Genomic DNA, 20617 nt, shown 5'->3' on the forward strand with positions numbered 1-20617 from the left:
TTTAATCCTTATATTTTATTGACCGGATCGCATATGCACCGCATCTTATTCTTGGGAGTCCTGATCATCATGAGTTCTTGCACCTTGCGCGCCGCGCCTGTGGCGCCTGTTGAATCCTTGCAACACCACGAAGGCAAGTTTCGCAATCCCGTGCAGATGCACAAGCTGGGCACGGCAGCCACGCTCAAGCTGCTGTGGACCTTTCTCTTTGACAAGCCCGACAGCACGGTGCCGGCCGCTGCCGTGCCCGTGCAAGCCTTGAGCCAGGCGCAATTGCTGGCCGCCCCCGACAACAGCCTGTTTCGCCTCGGTCACTCGACCCTGCTGATGAAACTGAACAACGAATTCTTCCTCACCGATCCCGTGTTTTCCGAGCGCGCCTCGCCGGTGCAATGGGCAGGTCCGAAGCGTTTTCACCAGCCGCCCATCAGCATCGCCGACTTGCCGCCGATCAAGGCCGTCATCCTGTCGCATGACCATTACGACCACCTCGACCATGCCGCCGTGCTGCAACTGGCCGCCAAGACCGAACATTTTGTTGCGCCGCTGGGCGTGGGCGATACCCTGGTTGCCTGGGGCGTGCCGGCTGCCAAGGTGCGGCAATTCGACTGGTGGCAGGGCACCACGATTGCCGGCGTGAAACTCGTCGCCACGCCCTCGCAGCATTTCTCGGGACGCGGCTTGTTTGATGGCAATCAAACTCTGTGGGCGTCGTGGGTCATCGACGCGCCGGACGTGCGCGTGTTTTTTAGCGGCGACTCCGGCTATTTCGACGGTTTCAAGCAGATCGGCGACAAGTACGGCCCGTTTGACGTGACCATGATCGAGACGGGCGCGTATGACAAGTTGTGGCCGGACGTGCACATGCAGCCGGAAGAAACCCTGCAAGCCCACCTGGACTTGCGCGGCAAGTGGCTGATGCCCGTGCATAACGGCACCTTTGACCTGGGGTTGCACGCCTGGCATGAACCGTTCGACCGTATTACGGGGCTGGCGGCCAAGCAGGGCGTGCACCTGGCCACGCCGCAGATGGGCGAGGCGGTCGACCTGACGCAACCGCAGAAGGGAAATAAGTGGTGGCTGGCGATGCTGGAAGAAGAAATGGCGCAGTAAGCTGGCTCAAGCCGTCACGTTGATCAGGCGGCCCAGGGTCTGGCCATAGCTGTTCAGCTGGGGCATGCTTTTCGGCGTGGCGGGGAGCGCTTGCTGCGGCACGGCCAGCTTGATCGCCTGATCCAGTTGCGGCGCCTTCACGGCGGCAGGGGCATCGGCCTGGGCTTGCTGGCTGCTGCGCTGCGTCTGGCTCAGCGACTCCTGTTCCCGCGCCAGCGACTGGCGGCTTTGCGCCAGTTGCTCCCTGTCGCGCTGTACCTGGTTCTGGCCTTGCTCGACCCGGCGTTGCGCCGTGGCCAGCGAGGCTTGCAGATTGTTGACGGACGTTAGCGTGACCACATTGTTCACCTTTGAAAGTATGTCCAGGCGTGCGTAGAAGAGGAAGAATGCAGGCCGGGGGGCGCGACATGTCTGCAGGTAATCTTCACCTGAATCAAGAGTAGGACAAATTCTCGCATAGTTCCAGCTAATTATGTTTTCTTGATAATTTTATCGTGCGGGCCCTGTGTTGCCGAGCGTGCATGCCGACGCTGGCGACGCTATGCTCAAAGTGAGTGCACGCTTCCGCTACTTGCCCTTTCTTCTCTGCCATGGCCGATGCCGCGCTGCGAAGATGGCGGGACTGGTCATATTTAAAACATTGCTTTTTAAATAGTCAATATCTTGTTGTTTTTTTACCATTGCGGCGCAGGGTAATGCGCGGCCTGCTTGGCGCTCTGGGCTATAATGGACGGTCAGAGTTGGTTTTTTTTGCCATACAGACAGGTAGTTAACACATGAATCTCAAGAGCCTCGCAATTGCCCTCGGCATGTCGAAAACGACAGTCAGCAGGGCGTTGAACGGCTATCCGGAAGTCAATTCCCGCACCCGTGAAATCGTCCTGGCCGCCGCCAAGAAAGTCGGCTACCGGCCCAACCCGCTGGCGCGCAGCCTGGCCGTCGGCCGTACCAATGTACTGGGCATGATTTATCCCCTGCTGCCCAGCGACTTGGGCGACAGCGTCTTTCTTTCCGTGGTGAATGGCATGTCGGACGCCGTGGAAGCGTCGAAGATGAGTCTCATCATCGCCCCCGTGTCGCCGCAGAACGAACAGCCCTCGTATGAAACCATGGTGCGCGGGCGCCAGGTCGATGGCTTGGTGGTGGGCCGCACCAAGGTGGTTGATGAACGCATCGCCTACCTGACGAAAGTCGGGTTTCCCTTTGTCGCGAATGGCCGCACGCGCATCGACGCGCCGTACGCATATTTTGACTACGACAACGACACCGGCATCGACCTGGCCGTGTCCTTCTTGGCGGCGCATGGCCACCAGCGCATCGCCCTGCTGAGCGCGCCGCTGGACTTGCATTTCGCCTATGAGCGCCAGGAAAGCTTTATCCGCTGCATGGCGCAAGCGGGCTTGTCGCTCGATCCCCACTATCTGCTCGACAATACTTTTGATCGCCGCAGCGGCTACCAGGCCATGCAGCAATTGCTGGCCTGTTCGCCCCGTCCCACGGCTGTCATTGTCGATAATCACCTGTCCGGCGTGGGCGTGGTACGTGCCCTGATGGATGCGGGAATCGAGATCGGCAAGGAAATCTCCGTCATCGTCTGGGGCAATGTGGAAGACACCTTGATCGGCATCAACGTCACCACCATCGACCAGCCCGACCTGCGCCGCGCCGGCGCCAAGATGGTGGAAATGCTGCAATCCCTGCTGGCCGGCACGCCGCCGGAACGCTTGCAGGAAATCTGGCAACCGGTGTTGTTGCCGGGGGCGACCGTGGGGCGTTGCGTGGACGCATAAAAAAACGCAGAGCCGAGGCTCTGCGTTTTTCATTGCCCGACCGGTTTTAGGCCGCGTGCTTCGTGCCATCGGCCAGCTTTGCCAACAGTCTCGCCTTGTCCTGGCGATACGTGGCGACAGCGGCTTCCTTGACGTGGCCGAAGCCGCGGATTTTTTCGGGCAGGGATGCCAGTTCCACGCAGGTGGCCAAATTCTCCGCCGTCAGGTTGACCAGCAGGCCGGCCAGCAGTTCGCGGTATTCGACGATCAGCGCGCGTTCCATCTTGCGCTCGGCTGTATAACCGAAGATGTCGAAGCTGCCGCCGCGCAAGCCCTTGGCTTTCGCCAGCAGCTTGAAGGCGCGCCACATCCAGGAACCGAACTCCGCTTTTACTAAATGCCCTTTCGCATCTTTCTTCGCGAACAGCGGCGGCGCCAGGTTGAATTTCACGGAGAAATTTCCCTCGAATTGCTGCTGCAATTGCTCCACGAAACGGCCATCCGTGTACAGGCGCGCCACTTCATATTCGTCCTTGTAGGCCAGCAATTTGAAATAGCTCTTGGCCACGGCGGTCGACAGCTTCTGGCCCAGTCCCAGGGTGTTTTCCCGGTCGCGCACCTGTTTCACCAAGGTGGAATAACCAACCGCATACGCGGCATTTTGATACGCGGTGAGGAACTCCACGCGCTTCTTGATGACGCTATCGAGGCTTTGCGGCATTTGCACGAGGATCGCTTGCGACGGCGTGGCGATCTGCGTGACCTTGCGCACGTCGACGGCGGCGCGGCGGCCCCACAAAAAGCTCTTCTTGTTCGACTCGATGCCGACGCCATTGAGTTCGATGGCGCGCAGCAGCGCCGCTTCCGTCAACGGGATGCGGCCCTTTTGCCAGGCGTAGCCGAGCATGAACAGGTTGGCGGCGATCGAGTCGCCCATCAGGGCGGTAGCCAGTTTTGTGGCGTCGATGAAGTCGGCCGCCTCGGCGCCGCCCACGGATTCCTCGATCAGCTGGCGCACTTCCGCCGTTGGATATTGCCAGTCTGCATTTTGCGCAAACGTGCCCGGCGGTTGCTCGTGCAGGTTGACGACGGCCAGGCTTCTACCTGGACGCATTTTCGACACGGCATCCTGCGCGCCGGCCGTCAGCATGTCGCAGCCTAAAATCAGGTCCGCTTCGCCCGTGGCGATACGCTGGGCGCGGATGTGCGCCGGTGACTTGGCGATTTTCACGTGCGAGGTGACGGAACCGTTCTTTTGCGACATGCCCGTCATGTCCAGCACGGAAGCACCCTTGCCTTCCAGGTGCGCCGCCATGCCCATCAGCGCGCCCACGGTGATGACGCCCGTGCCGCCGATGCCGTTGATCAGGATGTTGTACGGCGCGTCGCAATCGGGTAAGACAGGTTCCGGCAGCGGGCCGAAGTTGTCCGTCTCGCCCGGCTTGCCGGCGCCCGTCTTGGTTTTCTTCAGGCTGCCGCCTTCGACGGTGACGAAGCTGGGGCAAAAGCCCTTGGCGCACGAATAATCCTTGTTGCACGAGGATTGGTCGATGGTGCGCTTGCGGCCAAATTCCGTTTCTTTCGGCAAGATCGACACGCAGTTCGATTGCACGCCGCAATCGCCGCAGCCTTCGCAGACGGCGTCGTTGATGACCATGCGTTTGGCAATGTCCGGATACTCGCCTTTTTTTCTTCTCCGGCGTTTCTCGGCCGCACAGGTCTGGTCGTAGATCAGCACGGACACGCCGGCTACTTCGCGCAATTCGCGCTGCACGGCGTCCATGTCCTTGCGGTCGTGCAAGGTCAGGTGGGCGGGCAGGTTGCTGCGGTCGCTGTAGCGGCTCAAATCTTCCGTGACCAGCGCGATGCGGGCGATGCCTTCGGCCGCCACTTGCTGCGCCATCATCGGCACGGTGATGAGGCCGTCGACAGGCTGGCCGCCCGTCATGGCGACGGCGTCGTTGTACAGAATCTTGTAGGTAATGTTCACCTTGGCCGCCTGCGCGGCGCGGATGGCCAGATAGCCAGAATGGAAATACGTGCCGTCACCCAGGTTCTGGAACACGTGCGGCAGCTCCGAGAATGCGGCTTGCCCGATCCACGGCGCGCCTTCGCCACCCATGTGCGTGGTCAGCTTGTTCATTTCCGGGTAAATCGAGGTGGCCATCACGTGGCAACCGATGCCGGCCAGCGCCAGGCTGCCTTCCGGAACCTTGGTCGAGGTGTTGTGCGGGCAACCGGAGCAGTAAAACGCGGGGCGGAACGGCGTGTTCACGGCCTTTTTCAATACCGCATCCTTGGCGTCGAGGAAACTTAATCTCGCCTTGATCAGGTCGCAGGTGACGGGATCGGAAATCAGGCGCGCGATGCGGCTGGCGATGACTCTGGCCACTTGCGAGACGGAAAAGTCCGCCTTCGAGGTGAGCAGCCATTCGCCGCGCGGCGCCACCCATTCGCCTTTTTCGTCGAATTTGCCGATCACGCGCGGGCGCACGTCGTCGCGCCAGTTGTACAGCTGCTCTTTTAATTGGTATTCGACGATCTGGCGTTTTTCTTCGACCACGAGAATTTCATCGAGGCCTTGCGCGAATTCGCGCACGCTGTCCGGTTCCAGCGGCCACGGCATGGCCACCTTGAACAGCCGCATGCCGACCTCGGCCGCCATCTGCTCGTCGATGCCCAGCTCTTCCAGCGCTTCGAGCACGTCCAGGTAGGACTTGCCGGAAGCGATGATGCCCAGCTTGGCGTTCGGGCTGTCGATGGTGGTGTGGTTGAGCTTGTTTTCGCGCGCGTAAGCCAGGGCCGCATAGATCTTGTAGTCCTGCATCAGCGCTTCCTGGTTGCGCGCCTGCTGGCCCAGGGGGATGCTGGACAGGCGCGCGTTCAGGCCGCCTTCGGGCATGATGAAATCCTGCGGAATCTTGACTTCCACGCGGAACGGGTCGGCGTCGATGGAAGCCGACGATTCGACCGTGTCGGCCAGGGCCTTGAAGGCCACGGTGCAACCGGAAAAGCGCGACATGGCCCAGCCGTGGATACCGAGGTCCAGGTATTCCTGCACATTGCACGGATACAAGACCGGGATCATCGAGGCCGAGAACAGATGGTCGGACTGGTGCGGCAGGGTCGATGAGTAGGCGCCATGGTCGTCGCCGGCCACCAGCAGCACGCCGCCCAGTTTGGAGGTGCCCGCATGGTTCATGTGCTTGAAGACATCGCCGCAGCGGTCCACGCCCGGGCCCTTGCCATACCACATGGCGAACACGCCATCGTACTTGGCCGGGCCGATCAGGTCCACCTGCTGCGAACCCCAGACGGCGGTGGCGGCCAGGTCTTCGTTGACGCCGGGCACGAACTGCACATGGTGTTGTTCCAGGTGCTGCTTGGCTTTCCACAGGTTCTCGTCCAGGCCGCCCAGGGGCGAACCGCGGTAGCCGGAGATGAAGCCGGCCGTGTTCAGGCCAGCGGCCTGGTCGCGCAGGCGCTGCATCATGGGCAGGCGCACGAGGGCCTGGATGCCGGACAGGAAGATGGCGCCGGAAGTGGCCGTGTATTTGTCGTCGAGGCTGACGCTGGTCAAACGGGAAGGTTCAAGCGGTGTAGATGGCGCGGCACCGGCGTTTCTAACGAACGCTGCGGAGCCGTTTTCCGTGGTCACGGACATGGCTGTCTCCAAAAGGGTGTTTCAGATAACGGCTGTACAAGGGGCGCACCCGGTAAGGCGCGCGCTGTGCAGACGGGATGGCCGCGTATGGGCGGCACATAACTATTTTAAATTTAAAATAGTTAATGTGGTCAGTGTAGAACGACCGAGGGGAAGGGGCAAATACGCTTTGACGATGGGGGTATAAGAAATACTTATGTCATGGGCGAGAGCACGTGCGCCCCTACCCAGCGCCCGCTGCCGCACAGCTCGGCGGCCACTTGCAGCACGAGGTTTTTCACGGCATTGCCCGCATTCGTCAGGGGAATGTTTTTCGACGCACACAGGGCCACCGTGCGCGACAGCACGGGGCTGTGGATGGCATAGCTGCGCATGGCGCCGCTGTCGAGTTCGGCCAGCAGGGGCGCGGCCGGCAAGATGGTGGCGCCCATGCCGGCCAGGATGGCCGATTTCAGGATGGCGATCGAGTTGATCTCGATCACGTTCGCCGTCTCCAGGCCCAGTTCGCGCGCGCGGCTGTCGATGCGCGGGCGCACGCCATGCTGCAAGCCCGGCAAGATCAGGGTGGCGCTCAATGCTTGCGGGAACGACACGGCATGGCCGGCGGGTGCGAACGGCGAATCGCTGCGGCAGATAAAACGCATTTCTTCTTCCACCAGGGGGCTGCAGGCAAAGGGCGTGAGTTGGCCATCGTCGAACAGCACGGCCAGGTTGATGCGGCCCGATCTGAGCTGTTCATTGAGGTTGCCCGTGATTTCTTCCGTCAGTTGCAGAGTGATCTCGGGGTAGCGTTCGCGCGCGGCCAGCAGCAGGGGCAGGGCCAGCGCGCCGGAGATGCTGTGCGGCAAGCCCAGGGTGACATTGCCGGACGGGCGCGTGGCGCTCTGCGTGACGGCCGAGCGGGCGTCGGCCACCTGTTTCAGGATCGCTTGCGCGTGTTCGTAAAATACCTTGCCCGCGTCCGTGCTGAGCACGCCCTGGGCCGAGCGGTGCAGCAGCTGTACCCCCAGTTCTTCTTCCAGCTGGCGCAGCTGCTGCGTCAGGGCCGGCTGCGCCACATGCAGGACCAGGGCCGCGCGCGACAGCGAGCCGTGGTCAACGATGGCAACAAAGTAACGTAATTGGCGCAGTTCCATGGGTCCCAAGAGCGGTGCGTTGAGGGGGCGGTGATCGGAAAAAACAAGGTGTTGCGCCGCAGCGCCGAACGCGGCCAGCAGAATAACAATTTTGTTATACTCATTCTAGCGCCTTCGGTGCTCCAGACGCGTACTTGTGGGATGACAGCATGCTCAAGAAAGTTGATTCGTCTCAATTAAAAGTGGGCATGTATGTCCACGACCTCAGCTGTGACTGGATGACCCATCCGTTCGTGCGCAACCGTTTCCTGTTGCGCAGCGACGATGAAATCCGCAAGATCGTGCAAGCCGGCATCCACGACGTGGTGATCGACAGCGGCAAGGGCCTCGATGTGCAGGATGCGCCTACCGTGGCGCAGGCGCGGGCCGAGACGGAACGCGAACTGGTGCAGATCGCCGCGGCGGCGCCGCAGGTGGTCACGCGCGTGTCGCTGGGCATGGAACTGGCGCGCGCCACGCAGGTGCGGCGGCAGGCATCGAGCCTGGTGCGCACGGTGATGGCCGATGTACGCCTGGGCAAGGCCGTCGAGATCGACCGCGTGCAGCACACGGTGCAAGATATTACCGAATCGATTCTGCGCAATCCCGGCGCCCTCGTCGGCTTGTTGCGCATCAAGAACAAGGACGACTACACCTTCCTGCACTCCGTCAGTGTGTGCGCGTTGCTGGTGGCGTTTTGCCGCTCGCGGGGCGTCGATGGCGCCACCACGCACCAGGCCGGCCTGGGCGGCTTGCTGCACGACACAGGCAAGGCGCTGGTGCCCGACAGCGTGCTGAACAAACCCGGCCCCCTGACGCCGGAAGAATTTGCCCTGATCAAGCGCCATCCGCGCGATGGCTACGACATCCTGTGCCGCTCGCCCGAGCTGGGCGCCATTCCCCTCGACATCGCCTTGCACCACCATGAGCGGCGCGACGGCAGCGGCTACCCGGACCAGCTGGCCGGTGACGCCATCAGCGAGCTGGCGCAGATGGCCGCCATCGTCGACGTGTATGACGCGCTGACGTCCGACCGCAGCTATCACAAGGGCGTTGCCGCCGCCGAAGCCTTGCGCAAGATTTATGAGTGGAGCAAATTCCATTTCAACCCCGTGTTCGCGCAGGATTTCATGCGTTGCGTGGGGATCTATCCGGTGGGGACCATGGTCATGCTGGAATCGGGCCGCCTGGCCGTCGTCATCGAAGCGCACGAGAGCAATCTGCTGGCGCCGAAGGTGAATGTGTTTTTCAGTACGAAGAGCAATGCCTACATCAAGCCCGAGACAGTCGACCTGTCGCGCGGCTTCGGCTTCGGCGGCGGCGACAAGATCGTCGGCCATGAGTCCGCTGCCAAGTGGCAGGTCGATCCCATGCGCTTTTTATCGCTGGCGGATGCCTAGAAGAACTCCGCCGTATCGTTCGAGGCGATGGTAGTTAACAGACCCTTGGCGACCAGCTCGTCATAGTGGCAAGCCAGGTTGCGGCCATGGCTTTTCGCGTAGTACAGGGCCTGGTCGGCGCGGCCGAGAATGATGACGGGCGCCTCATAGGCGTTGATGCTGACGAAGCCCACGCTGACGGTGACTCTGCCCACTTGCGGGAAGTCGTGCGTTTCGACATTGGTGCGGAAGCGGTCGATGATCTTCTGCGCATTTTCCAGGGTGATCGAGCGCAGCAGCACGACGAATTCCTCGCCGCCGAAGCGGAAGATGCGGTCTTGCGAGCGGAACGACGATTGCAGCTGGTTGGCGATCAGGATCAGCACCTCATCGCCATACAGGTGGCCAAACTTATCGTTAACCAATTTGAAATGATCGACATCGATCACGGCCAGCCATTGCCGTTCCGTGTCCGTATGGTGGCGCCGCTCTTCATCGATGGCAAGCGGCTTGTCCGCTTCCGGTTCGCCGCGGCTGTGCAGGATTTTCGCCAGCTGGTCGTCGAAGGTCTTGCGATTCAATAAGCCGGTGAGCGAATCGCGTTCGCTGTAGTCGAGCAGGTTCTGGAAATTGCGGTACACGCTGACGATGCCGCCGATCACCTGGATGGTGGCGCCCGTGTAGGGCGTGGGGTTGGTGATTTCCAGGCAGGTGGTGACCTGGTCGCCGATCCAGATGGGCAGCCACAGCAGGTGGCGGCCGTCGGCGCACAGGGTGTCGGCGCTCGCTTCATGGCGCTTGATGCAGGTGGCCAGGGCCGGGTAGTCGGACAGCGGTTCGCCTGGCAGGGTAGGGTCGTTATGCTCTTCCATGCGGGCCACGCTGCCTGCCACGATGATGGCCCGCGACCGCACGAACACCTGGCCACGCACGCTGGTCAGTGCCAGTACACGGGTCTGCGACGCGGCAGCGAGCTCCTGAACCGCCGAGATCACGGAGATGTCGAGCATCGTGTGGTCGCGGTGCCCGGTCATGTCCACCATGTGTTTCAGTAGGGAATCCATTGTCGTTCTCTGGAAAGTAGTCACACAAGTGTCGTCATCGCAGCATTGCATCAAGCAAGAGCATGTTCGCGTCCGTCTACAAGAAGCCAAGATTTATTTGGTGGCATGACGCTCTTTACCGCAGGGCGAGAGGCCGTTCCAAAGAAGAGCTAAGCAGGATAATGTCTTTTTGCCTAATAGGCAATTAACGTATGCAATATTTCATGTAAATACATGAGATTCATGCACTGCGTTGCAAAAAACTTGCCTTGACGCAGACTTTCAATCCTGATCGCAACAATTGTTTGCGTCCGCCGTCGTTTCAACAAGGTTTGATAATTTCCATATGGAAACTTGTGGCGCGTCAATTTGCCAAATTATGGACGCTTTATAGTCAATGCAATGGCGCAGAAATTTACGGCAGGAAACATATTAGCAGGAATGGGCAATGTTTCACACCCGATTGCGCCAGGGACTTGTGATTCACTTTTGGGAGCTTGTCATGCATACCTTCCTGTCGGCAGTACAGCAATTTGTCCAAGATGAGGATGGCATTACGGCAATCGAGTACGGCTTGATTGCGGCCTTGATGGCGACGGCCATCGCGGCCGGTTTCTTGCTGATCAAGGACGGCCTGCTGAACGTCCTCACCGACATTTCGAAGAACCTGGTGTTGACGCCCTAAGCGGGTGCCCGCCGCTGGCCGGCCGGTGGCGGGTTTTTTTTCAGGAGGTATGCCATGCCTGCTACTGCCTTGTGTGACCTGCTGTTGTTGTGTTTTGTGACGGGGGCCGCCGTCAGTGATTTGATCCGCCGCAAGATACCGAATGGTTTGGTGCTGTCCGGCATCCTCGCCGCACTGGCCTTGCACATGTGGCTGTGGCCGCAAAGCGTGCCGTCGTTGTGGCTGGGTGGCATGGCGACGGGTTTCTTCCTGTTTCTTCCTTTATATGTGCTGCGCGGCATGGCCGCCGGCGACGTCAAGTTGATCGCCATGGTGGGCGCCTTTGCCGGCCCATGGCCCGTGCTGCAGATCTGTTTCGCCACCTTTGCGCTGGGCGGCCTGATGGCCGTGCTGATGATCACGTACCAGGGCAAGTGGCGCGCCTGCCTGGGCAATCTGCGCCAGTTGCTGTGGCCGATGATCGCGCGCATGGCCGGCATACCCCTGGCACCCGCCGCACTGGGCAGCGCCGCCAGCGTGGGCAACATGCCGTACGGACTGGCCATTGCCCTGGGTTGCCTGGCAGTGCAAGGGCGACATTATTTCTGATTGTTATTTATTGCTCTGAATCAATGGGCGCCAGTCCCCGCTGGCTAGAATGAATTCTGTTCAATGCAGTCTTAACCGGCTTGGAGACACAGGATGACCGAGGTCGACTATTCCATGAGCACCGAGAGTACGCCGCGCCCTGCCGACGCGAACCTGATGCCGCCCTTGCCGCCGCAGCCGAAGAGCTTGCGCGAAACGGGCTTGGAGCGGCCGCTGGTGGTTGAACTGATCGCCAAGCTGATGTTTGTGAGCGGCAAGACGCACCTGTCCGCCATGACGACGCGCTTGCGCCTGTCGATCAATGTCTTGCGCGAAGTGCTCGATTTCATGGTGGCCGAGCAGATGGCCGAAGTGGCCTGGCGCGGCGAATCCGAGATCGACGTGCAGTATCAGCTGACGGGCGCCGGCAAGCAGCGCGCCAGCGCCTTCCTTGAGCGCTGTGCGTATATCGGCGCCGCCCCCGTCACCCTGGAAGCGTACCGCGCCATGGTGGCGCGCCAGTCGTGGCTGGTACAGGAACAGCGCGTCGGCAGCGACGACCTGGCCGCCGTGCTGGGCAGCGCCCATGCGGGGCCGGGCATGCTCGACGTGGTGGGTGCTGCCCTGCATTCGGGGCGCTCGCTGCTGCTGTACGGTCCGCCCGGCAGCGGCAAGTCGACACTGGCGCTGCAACTGGGCCAATTGCTGCACGGTCTCGTCGCCGTGCCCTACGCCATCGTCGTCGGCCAGGACATCATTCAATTGTACGATCCGGCGCAGCACCTGCCGCCCGCGCCGCAGCATGTCAGCCATGCGCGCCAGGCGCTGGAGCGGCGCAGCACGGATATTCGCTGGGTGTTGTGCCAGCGTCCCGTGATTCACGTGGGCGCCGAGCTCGACGCGGGCATGCTGGAGCTGCGCCATGACGCCAGCGGCGGCTGTTACCAGGCGCCACCGCATGTGCGGGCGAACAACGGCATGCTGATCCTTGACGACCTGGGTTGCCAGCGCCTGGGCGCGCAAGAACTGCTGACGCGGCTGATGCAGCCGCTGGCACGGGGCAGCGACCAGCTGGGCCTGCCCGGCGGCGTGCAGATCAGCGTGCCGTTCGACAATGCCCTGGTGCTGGCCACGAACGTGCCGCCGGGCGAGCTGTTCGATCCTGCCTTGCTGCGCCGCATCGGCTACAAGGTGCAGGTGGGACCGCTGGCCGAGAGCGCCTATCGCGCCCTGTTCCGCCAGCAATGCCGTCTGGCCGGCATGGCCATCGACGAGCTGGCCCTGAATCACCTGCTGCAGCTGCATGGCGCGCAGGGACGGCCCTTGCTGGCCAGCTATCCTGGTGAATTGCTGGCGCGCATAGGCGACTTTGCCGGCTTTGCCGGCTGTGAAGCGCGCCTGACGGTGGCCGCCCTGGACCAGGCATGGAGCAGCCTGTTTGCCAGCTGCGACATGCCGGCCGCCAGCCTGTGCGAGCGTATCGCATGAAGAACCGGCGCGCCCTTCTGATGATGGGTCTGGCTGTGGTGCTGGGCCTGCTGGCCGTGTTGCTGGCCTCGCACTGGTTGCTGCGCCAGACGCCGGCCGGCAAGGGCAAGATCGTCGTCGCCGCCAGCGATGTCAACCTGGGCCAGCGCCTGACGCCCGAGATGCTGCGCCTGGCCGAGTGGCCGGCGGAAAGCTTGCCGCAGGGCGCGCTGCAAGACCCGGCGCCACTGGCGGGACGGGTGCTGAAAACCAGCGTGCTGCGCGGCGAACCGCTGAGCGAAGCCAAGCTGGCGCCGGTGGGCACCCTGGGCGGTCTGTCGGCCCTGATCACGGAAGGGCGGCGTGCCATCACCGTGCGCGTCAACGACGTGATCGGCGTGGCCGGCTTCGCCTTGCCGGGCAACTATGTCGACATCATCGTGAGTACCCAGCAAGATGCTGGCGACCGCGCGTTTCCGCAAAGCCGCAACATTTCGAAGATCGTGCTCGAACGCATCCTGGTGCTGGCCGTGGCGCAGGAAGTGGGGCGCGACGAGACCAAGCCGCGCGTGGTCAATGCAGTGACCCTGGAAGTGACGCCGGAACAGGCCGAAAACCTGGACCTGGCGCGCAGCGTGGGCAGCCTGTCGCTGGTGCTGCGCAACCAGGTCGACCCGCAGCCGGGCGTGACGGCAGGCGCCACCAAGCTGACCTTGCTGGGCGGGCCGCTTGAAGCCGAACCCGCGCCTGCCGCCGTGCCCGTGCTTGCCGTGGCACCGCGTCCGGTGCGCGTGGCGAAGGCAGCGCCGGAAGCGGCGCGCCAGTGCAGCGGCGTCATCGACGGGACGCGCCAGTCGCGCGAATGTTTTTAGCCAACCATGGACACGCTCATGAACCGCGCCCTGCTGACACTGTGCTGCCTGCTGTTGCCGCTTGCCGGCGCGGCGGCCGATCCTGGCCCGCGCTGCGGCGGCGAAGCGGCGACACCGGGCAACTTGCAGCTGCAGGTGGGCAAGTCGAGCATGCTGCGCCTGCCCGAGGCGGTGCTGGCCCGCAGTGTCGGCAATCCGGCCGTGCTGCAAGCCATGCTGGTGGCGCCCGACACTTTATATGTGGTCGGCGTCGATGTGGGCAGCACGAATATGATCATCCAGGGCAAGAGCGGCGTGTGCAGCGTGGTGAACGTCAGCGTCAGCATGGACCCGGCCGGCTTGCAAGCGACCCTGGCGGCCCTGATGCCGGAAGAAAAAGCCATCCGTGTGACGGCCGTGGCCGATACCCTGGTGCTGTCGGGCACGGTGCAGGATGCGGGCGCCGTGCTGCGCGCCGTCGAGCTGGCACACGCCTATGTGCGTCGTGCAACATCGCCGCTGGCGCTGCCCAAGCCCGCCGATGGCGCCGCCATGCCGGCGGCGGCCACGGCGTCCGCTGGCGGCACGGGTGGCGCGAACAGCCGCGTCATCAACATGCTCGACGTCAGTGCGCCGCAGCAAGTGATGCTGGCCGTGCAGATTGCCGAAGTGTCGAAGTCGCTGCTGGAACGGCTGGAAGTGGGCGCCACCCTGCGTTTTGCGTCCGGCAGCTGGGCTACCACCTTGCTGTCGAATTTCCTCAGCGGCACGGCCAATGGCTTGCTCGACGTGCGCAAGTCGAACGGCCAGCAGCTGACCATCGAGGCGCAGAAACAGGATGGCCTGGTGCGTATCCTGGCCGAGCCGACGGTGATGGCGATCAGCGGGCAGGAGGGCAGTTTTCTGGCGGGCGGCAAGATCTTCATTCCCGTCGGCCAGGACAACAACAAGATCACGCTGGAAGAACGCGAGTATGGCGTCGGCCTGCGCTTCACGCCCACCGTGCTGTCGGGCGGGCGCATCAATTTGAAGGTGGCGCCGGAAGTGTCGGAACTGTCGCGCGAGGGGGTGGGCATTTCCGCCGCCGGCGTCAGCGGACGTTCTATTTTGCCCGTCATCACGACGCGGCGCGCGTCGACCACGGTACAGCTGTACGACGGCCAGAGCTACGCCATCGGCGGGCTGATCAAGAACAACCAGGTGAGCAATATCACGGGCGTGCCCTGGCTCAGCGAAGTGCCTATCCTCGGCGCGCTGTTTCGCAGCACGGATTTCCAGCATGACCGCACGGAATTGCTGTTCGTCATTACCGCACACCTGGTCAAACCGTTGCCGGCGGACGCCGTACTGCCGACGGCCCAGCTGGCGCCCCCTTCGCGCACGGACTTGATGTTGGGCGGCAAGATGGAAGGCACGCTGGCGCCGCCGTCCGTGCCGCCGCCCGTGTCTCCACTGCGCGCGGCCAACGGTTTCGAGCTGAAATGAGACGGGGAGAGATGCCATGCCGAACTCGCTTTTGATGTCGCTGCGGCGCCTGGCGGCGCTGCTGCTGGCGCTGCTGCTGGCGCTGCAGCTGGCCGCCTGCACGCACGGCAGCACGCCGCAGCTGGACCGGCGCTTCGGCGACGCCGTGCGCCTGGCCATGGCGCAGCAGGTGCGCGATCCGGCCAGCGCCGGCAATCGCACGCCGGCCGATGGCCTCGATGGCCCCAGCGCGCACGCCGTCATGCAGCGCTACCGCGCCTCGTTTGCCGAACCGAACGGCCAGGCGCCGCAGCCGGTGCAATTCATGCTGGGAGGCGGCAATGGCAAATAGACGCCAGCGCCAGCGCGGGGCGATGCTGATCGCCTTTTCCATCCTGCTCATTGTGGTGCTGGGCTTTATCGGCCTGGCACTCGATGTGGGGCAGGTCATCGGCCGCAAGACGGAATTGCAGAACCTGGTCGACAACGCGGCGCTGGCGGCGGTGCCGGAGCTGGTGGGCACGGCGGCCGGCCTGGCCAATGCCGTGCAAAAAGCCAAGCTCAGCGCCGCCGGGCAGAGCGCATATCGGCGCCGCACACAGGGCGCCATCCTGTCCGACGAGAGCATCCGCTTTGCCAGCGCCTTTGACGCGCCGGCCAGTGCGTGGCAGGTGGCGGCGGCGGTGGCCGATCCGGCCACCGCCCTGTTCGTGCGCGTCGATACGCGCGACAACACGCCGTCGCTGGGCAAGGTGGCGACGGCCTTTCTGGGCGCCTGGTCGCCGGCGCTGCGCACGCTCGACACGGGCGCGCGCGCCGTGGCGGGCCGCGCCAGCCTGCGCCTGGCGCCGCTGGCCATTTGCGCTCTGTCGTCGGCGCCGCTTGGCCTGCGCACGAATGCAGGCCCGCCCGAACGCAAGGAGGCGCTGGAATACGGCTTTCGCCGCGGCGTCGCCTATAACCTGTTCCAGCTTAATCCGCATGGGGCCGCGCCCGAGCACTTCGTGCTCAACCCGCTCGGTCCGCTGGGCGCGATCGGCCCGTCGGCGCAAGTGAGCAACACCGCTGTGACGCCGTTCATCTGCAGCGGCAGCATGCTGCACACAGCCATCGGTAACGCGGCCATTCATGCGCACCGTCCGTTTCCCACCGGCTTGTGGCCGGCATTTAACGCGCGCTTCAATCAGTATGCGGGCAGCGGCTGCCATCCGCTGACGGCGCCGCCCGACGTGAATATCCGCGTCTTTCCCAACGCGGCGGCGAACTGGTGGATGAACATGCCGTCCGCTTCCAGCGCCGCCTCCAGCGGCGGCACTCCCCTGCTGTCCGTAGCCGACTTGCCGCCGGCCGCCGCCGGGGTGCCTGCCTCCATTTCCGCTGCCAGCTATGGTCCCTTGTGGTCGTTCGCCAAGGCGGTGCAGTATGCCAACCCGAAGCCACCCGGCGATTTTGTCGCCTTTCCCAACAGCGCCTGGAGCAGCCTGTATCCAGGCTTGCCCAGCGCGCCCGCCAGCAACAGTTTTTATCCCGCCAGCGGCACGCCCTACCTGTGGGGGGCATTCCAGACGCCGCCCGTGGGCAACACGGGCGTGGCGCAGCGGCGCGTGCTCAACATCGCCTTGCTGGCGTGTCCCTTGCCGGCCGGCAGCGATGTGCTGGCCAATGTGCTGGCCGTCGGCCGCTTTTTCATGACGGCGCCGGCCAGCAGTGCCATGCTCAGCGCCGAATTTGCCGGCGTGGTGCCGGAGCAGGCGCTTGCCGGCCCGGCGGAGCTGCTGCAATGAAGGCGCCATGCCGAAAACCATGCCGCAAGCCGCGCCACCAGGACGGCGTGGCCGCCATCGAACTGGCGCTGATCCTGCTGTTTTTCATGGGCTTGCTGCCCGTGGTGCTGCTGTTCGGCCGTGCGCTGCTGGCCTATACCGCCATGCAAAAAAGCGTGCATGATGCGGCGCGCTACATGGCCACCTTGCCGCTGCCGCAGATGACCAACGCCACCGCGGCGGCGCAGGGCGCCGCGTTCGCCAGGCAGATGGTGCTCGATGCGATGCTGGAAACCTGGCCGGACATGGATGTCGCCAAGGTCAACCTGGAATGCATCTATAACGACGATGCCTATGCCTGCGGTAACTTTCCCAGCAAGCCGCTGCAGGTGCGTCTCAAGGTCGGTGTCGACATGCCCATCGGCATCTTGCCCGACCTGACATTGGGATGGCTGCCGCAGATGGCGCCGATACCGTTGCGTGCCAACGCGACCTTGCGCTATGAAAATTGACCTGCACACGGGGCGCCGGCGCCAGGGCGGCGTGTTCGCCGTCGAATTCGCCATGCTGGCGCTGCTGTTCTTTCTGTTCCTGTTCGCCATGCTGGAACTGGCGCGCGCCGTGTACGTGTGGAATATGGTGCATGAAATTACCCGGCGCGCCGCGCGCGCCGCCGCCGTCACCGATTTCAGCAATGCCGGCGCGCTGCAGGCCGTGCGCGCGCACGCCGTGCTGCGCACCACGCCGGGCGCGCTGCCGCTCGGTGGCGGCATCAGCGATGCGTATGTGCGCATCGATTATCTGTCGCAGGCCGCCGGCGGCGCCGCGCTGGCGGCAGTGCCGGTGACGGTGATGCCGGGCTGTCCGCAACGCAACCGTATCAATTGCCTGGACGATCCGCATGGCGCCAGCTGCATCCGCTTCGTGCGCGCGCGCCTGTGCGTGCCGGGCGATGGCGCGCGCTGCGAGCGCGTGCCATACCGGCCCGTCCTGCCCCTGCTGGGGATGATGTTTCCCTCCGGCGCGGGGGCCGTGCGTTTGCCCAGCGGGAGCACCATGGCGGTGGCCGAGTCGCTGGGCTATCCGGATAACCCGAATTTCTGTCCCTGAGCGCTGTCAGACGGTGGCAGCCGACTGTGTTGACCTGAAAGAAGCGAGGAAGTGCGATGAAAGCCTTGATGATTAGCCGCGACGCCAGCTTGCACGAAGAAATCGCCGCGCAAGGCGCGGCCCGCATGCCCGTGCTGCGGCTGCTGGAACGGCGCAGCGGCCTGCGCGACGCCGTCGAGCGCATGCTGCCCGAAGCGCCCGAGCTGGTGATCGTCGACGCCAGCGGCCTTGACGCCGAGGAGGCGGACTTGCTGGAACGGCTGGCGCGCCAGTATCCGCTGGCCGTGCTGATGCTGCTCACGCGCGGCCAGCAGCAGGATGTGCTGATCCGCGCCATGCGCGCCGGCATGCGCGAAGTGCTGCAACTGCCGCTGGTGCACAAGGCCTTTCACGAGGCGATGGACCGGGTCGATATCCAGGCCGGCGTGACGCAGATGCGCGACGGCAAGGTGCTCGCCTTCATTTCGTGCAAGGGCGGCAGCGGCGCCACCTTTCTGTCGACGAATTTTTCCTACGCGCTGGCCAGCCTGGCCGGCTGCAAGGTGCTGCTGATCGATCTGCACGGTCAGTTCGGCGACGCCACTTTGTACGTCTCGGACCAGAAGCCGGCCATGACGCTGTCCGATATCTGCGCGCAGATCGCGCGCATGGATGGCGCCTTTCTCGCCTCTTGCCTGGTGCACGTGACGCCGAACTTCGGCGTGCTGGCGGCGGCCGACGACCCCGCGCACAAGGTCGACATGCAGCCCGAGCACATGGACCGCATCCTGGCCGTGGCGCGCCAGCATTACGACTACATCGTGCTCGACGTGGGGCGCCAGATCGATGCGCTGTCGCTGCGCGCGCTCGACAATGCCGACGCCATCTATCCGGTGCTGCAGCTGGCCCTGCCCGACATCCGCGACGGGCGCCGTCTGCTCGACATCTTCCGCTCGCTCGGCTATCCGGGCGAGCGCCTGCGCCTGATCGTCAACCGCTATGAAAAGGGCGGGCGCCTGCGCCTGGCGGACCTGGAGCAGGCGCTGGGCGCCGAAGTGGTGCACACGGTGCCCAACGATTACATCGCCGCCACGGACTCCGTCAACCAGGGCATCCCGCTGCTGCAGCTGTCGCGCACCAGCGCCGTGGCGCGCAGCCTGGCCGAGCTGGTGGAGCTGGTGACGGCGCGCCGCGTGACGGAAAGCCGCGGCTTGTTCGACCGGTTGTTCAGCCGCAGCGAGGCCTAGGACAGGGATGGATGTCAAGGCTCCCGCCGGGAGCCATCATGGGAGCCGAGATGACTTTACGCGAACGCCTGGCGGCGAATGAAATGGTGCGCCCCGCCACGAATGGGCAAGGGGCGCTGGCGCTGCACGCCTACCAGGAACTCAAAAAAACCATGCACCAGACGATACTCGACCGTATCGACCTGGAACGGTTAAAGCGCCTGACGGCGGAGCAGTTCAAGCACGAGCTGGCGCTGCTGGTACAGCGCGTCATCGAGGAAGAGCGCATCGTGCTGAACCAGCATGAGCGGCATAGCCTGGTGCTCGATATCCAGCACGAGATGCTGGGCTTTGGCCCGCTCGAACCCTTGCTGGCCGACGCCAGCGTGTCCGACATCCTCGTCAATACCTGCGACAAGGTGTATGTCGAGCGGGGCGGGCGGCTGCAGTTGACGGACGTGACGTTCCACGACAATGCGCACCTGATGAAGATCATCGAAAAGATCGTCTCGCGCGTGGGACGGCGCGTCGATGAATCGAGCCCGATGGTCGATGCGCGCCTGCCGGACGGTTCGCGCGTGAACGCCATCATCCCGCCGCTGGCCGTCGATGGCCCGATATTGTCGATCCGGCGCTTTGCCGTGCAGCCCCTGACCATAGCCAACCTGCTCGACTACAAGAGCCTGACGCCGCCCATGGTGCAGGTGCTGCAGGCGCTGGGGCAGGCCAAGGTGAACATCCTGATCTCGGGCGGCACGGGCAGTGGCAAGACGACCTTGCTCAACGTGCTGTCTGGCTTCATTCCCGGCAGCGAGCGCATCGTCACCATCGAGGATGCGGCCGAACTGGCGCTGCGCCAGCCGCACGTGGTACGCCTGGAAACGCGACCGCCGAATATCGAGGGCAAGGGCGAAGTGAGCCAGCGCGCGCTGGTGCGCAATGCGCTGCGCATGCGCCCCGACCGCATCATCCTGGGCGAGGTGCGCGGCGCCGAGGCGCTCGACATGCTGCAGGCGATGAACACGGGCCATGAGGGTTCGCTGGCGACCATCCACTCGAATACGGCGCGCGATGCGCTGGCGCGGCTGGAAAACATGGTCGGCATGGCCAGCGTGAACCTGACGCCACGCGCCACGCGCCAGCAGATCTGTTCGGCCGTGACGGTAGTGATGCAAGTGTCGCGCCTGACGGACGGCGCGCGCAAGCTGGTCAGCCTGCAGGAGGTGACGGGCATGGAAGGCGACATCATCGCCATGCATGAAATCTTCCGCTTCGAGCAGACGGGCGTGGATGCCGAGGGCAAGGTGCAGGGCCACTTCTGCGCCACGGGCGTGCGGCCGCGTTTCACGGAGCGCCTGCGCATGTTCGGCGCGCCGGTACCCGATAGTGTTTTTGATCCGGACCGCATCTACGAATAGGAGG

The 20617-nt window shown here is 63.7% G+C and carries 18 protein-coding genes; 14 read left to right on the forward strand and 4 right to left on the reverse strand.

Annotated features, from left to right (window positions below; genetic code table 11):
* The first annotated feature begins 69 nt into the window (after positions 1-69).
* Complete coding sequence (locus C8C92_RS02555; protein ID WP_207780962.1) at positions 70-1113, forward strand: MBL fold metallo-hydrolase; 1044 nt, start codon at positions 70-72, stop codon at positions 1111-1113.
* Between the two features lie 6 nt (positions 1114-1119).
* Here C8C92_RS02555 and C8C92_RS02560 read toward each other — a convergent pair whose 3' ends face one another.
* Positions 1120-1452, reverse strand: coding sequence for a hypothetical protein (locus C8C92_RS02560; RefSeq protein ID WP_116745822.1), 333 nt, complete (start codon positions 1450-1452; stop codon positions 1120-1122).
* Between the two features lie 437 nt (positions 1453-1889).
* On the opposite strand from C8C92_RS02560, the gene C8C92_RS02565 reads away from it, so the two are divergent.
* Positions 1890-2903, forward strand: coding sequence for a substrate-binding domain-containing protein (locus C8C92_RS02565; RefSeq protein WP_116742955.1), 1014 nt, complete (start codon positions 1890-1892; stop codon positions 2901-2903).
* Between the two features lie 46 nt (positions 2904-2949).
* Here the strand turns inward: C8C92_RS02565 and C8C92_RS02570 are convergent, their stop codons facing one another.
* Together C8C92_RS02570 and C8C92_RS02575 are read right to left on the reverse strand one after the other, a co-directional pair.
* Positions 2950-6546: an indolepyruvate ferredoxin oxidoreductase family protein gene (locus C8C92_RS02570; RefSeq protein ID WP_116742956.1), complete on the reverse strand. Its 3597-nt coding sequence runs from the start codon at positions 6544-6546 to the stop codon at positions 2950-2952.
* Between the two features lie 194 nt (positions 6547-6740).
* On the reverse strand, positions 6741-7682 hold the full coding sequence (locus C8C92_RS02575) for a LysR substrate-binding domain-containing protein (RefSeq protein WP_116742957.1): 942 nt from the start codon (positions 7680-7682) through the stop codon (positions 6741-6743).
* A gap of 149 nt (positions 7683-7831) precedes the next feature.
* Between C8C92_RS02575 and C8C92_RS02580 the strand changes: the two genes are divergently transcribed.
* Positions 7832-9061, forward strand: a complete 1230-nt coding sequence (locus C8C92_RS02580; RefSeq protein ID WP_099761030.1) for an HD-GYP domain-containing protein — start codon at positions 7832-7834, stop codon at positions 9059-9061.
* On the opposite strand, the gene C8C92_RS02585 is transcribed toward C8C92_RS02580, so the two are convergent.
* Positions 9058-10104 (reverse strand): GGDEF domain-containing protein, encoded by a 1047-nt coding sequence (locus C8C92_RS02585; protein ID WP_099761029.1) that lies wholly within the window; start codon positions 10102-10104, stop codon positions 9058-9060. The two genes, C8C92_RS02580 and C8C92_RS02585, sit on opposite strands and share 4 nt — an antisense overlap.
* A gap of 481 nt (positions 10105-10585) precedes the next feature.
* On the opposite strand from C8C92_RS02585, the gene C8C92_RS02590 reads away from it, so the two are divergent.
* The 11 genes from C8C92_RS02590 to C8C92_RS02635 all read left to right on the forward strand — a co-directional run bounded on the left by C8C92_RS02590 (position 10586) and on the right by C8C92_RS02635 (position 20613).
* On the forward strand, positions 10586-10768 hold the full coding sequence (locus C8C92_RS02590) for a Flp family type IVb pilin (protein WP_099761028.1): 183 nt from the start codon (positions 10586-10588) through the stop codon (positions 10766-10768).
* A gap of 54 nt (positions 10769-10822) precedes the next feature.
* Entirely contained in the window at positions 10823-11356 is a 534-nt protein-coding gene (locus C8C92_RS02595; RefSeq protein WP_099761027.1) for an A24 family peptidase, read from the forward strand.
* A gap of 93 nt (positions 11357-11449) precedes the next feature.
* The gene (locus tag C8C92_RS02600; RefSeq protein WP_099761026.1) at positions 11450-12823 is read left to right on the forward strand and encodes an ATPase; all 1374 of its coding nucleotides are present in this window, start codon (positions 11450-11452) and stop codon (positions 12821-12823) included.
* The gene (gene cpaB / locus C8C92_RS02605) at positions 12820-13674 is read left to right on the forward strand and encodes a Flp pilus assembly protein CpaB (RefSeq protein WP_099761025.1); all 855 of its coding nucleotides are present in this window, start codon (positions 12820-12822) and stop codon (positions 13672-13674) included. Before C8C92_RS02600 ends, cpaB begins: the two co-directional genes overlap by 4 nt.
* An 18-nt stretch (positions 13675-13692) precedes the next feature.
* On the forward strand, positions 13693-15138 hold the full coding sequence (locus C8C92_RS02610) for a type II and III secretion system protein family protein (protein WP_099761024.1): 1446 nt from the start codon (positions 13693-13695) through the stop codon (positions 15136-15138).
* A gap of 16 nt (positions 15139-15154) precedes the next feature.
* Complete coding sequence (locus C8C92_RS27370) at positions 15155-15469, forward strand: hypothetical protein (RefSeq protein ID WP_165829243.1); 315 nt, start codon at positions 15155-15157, stop codon at positions 15467-15469.
* The gene (locus tag C8C92_RS02615) at positions 15459-16901 is read left to right on the forward strand and encodes a Tad domain-containing protein (RefSeq protein ID WP_165829245.1); all 1443 of its coding nucleotides are present in this window, start codon (positions 15459-15461) and stop codon (positions 16899-16901) included. Before C8C92_RS27370 ends, C8C92_RS02615 begins: the two co-directional genes overlap by 11 nt.
* Positions 16898-17392, forward strand: a complete 495-nt coding sequence (locus C8C92_RS02620) for a TadE/TadG family type IV pilus assembly protein (protein WP_099761022.1) — start codon at positions 16898-16900, stop codon at positions 17390-17392. The genes C8C92_RS02615 and C8C92_RS02620 overlap by 4 nt, the downstream gene beginning before the upstream one ends.
* Entirely contained in the window at positions 17382-17990 is a 609-nt protein-coding gene (locus tag C8C92_RS02625) for a TadE/TadG family type IV pilus assembly protein (RefSeq protein ID WP_099761021.1), read from the forward strand. The genes C8C92_RS02620 and C8C92_RS02625 overlap by 11 nt, the downstream gene beginning before the upstream one ends.
* Positions 17991-18046: 56 nt before the next feature.
* The gene (locus tag C8C92_RS02630) at positions 18047-19216 is read left to right on the forward strand and encodes an AAA family ATPase (RefSeq protein ID WP_099761020.1); all 1170 of its coding nucleotides are present in this window, start codon (positions 18047-18049) and stop codon (positions 19214-19216) included.
* A gap of 50 nt (positions 19217-19266) precedes the next feature.
* Positions 19267-20613: a CpaF family protein gene (locus tag C8C92_RS02635; RefSeq protein WP_099764332.1), complete on the forward strand. Its 1347-nt coding sequence runs from the start codon at positions 19267-19269 to the stop codon at positions 20611-20613.
* Positions 20614-20617: the final 4 nt, after the last annotated feature.

The sequence above is a fragment of the Janthinobacterium sp. 78 genome (assembly GCF_003096775.1).
GTDB lineage: Bacteria > Pseudomonadota > Gammaproteobacteria > Burkholderiales > Burkholderiaceae_D > Janthinobacterium > Janthinobacterium tructae.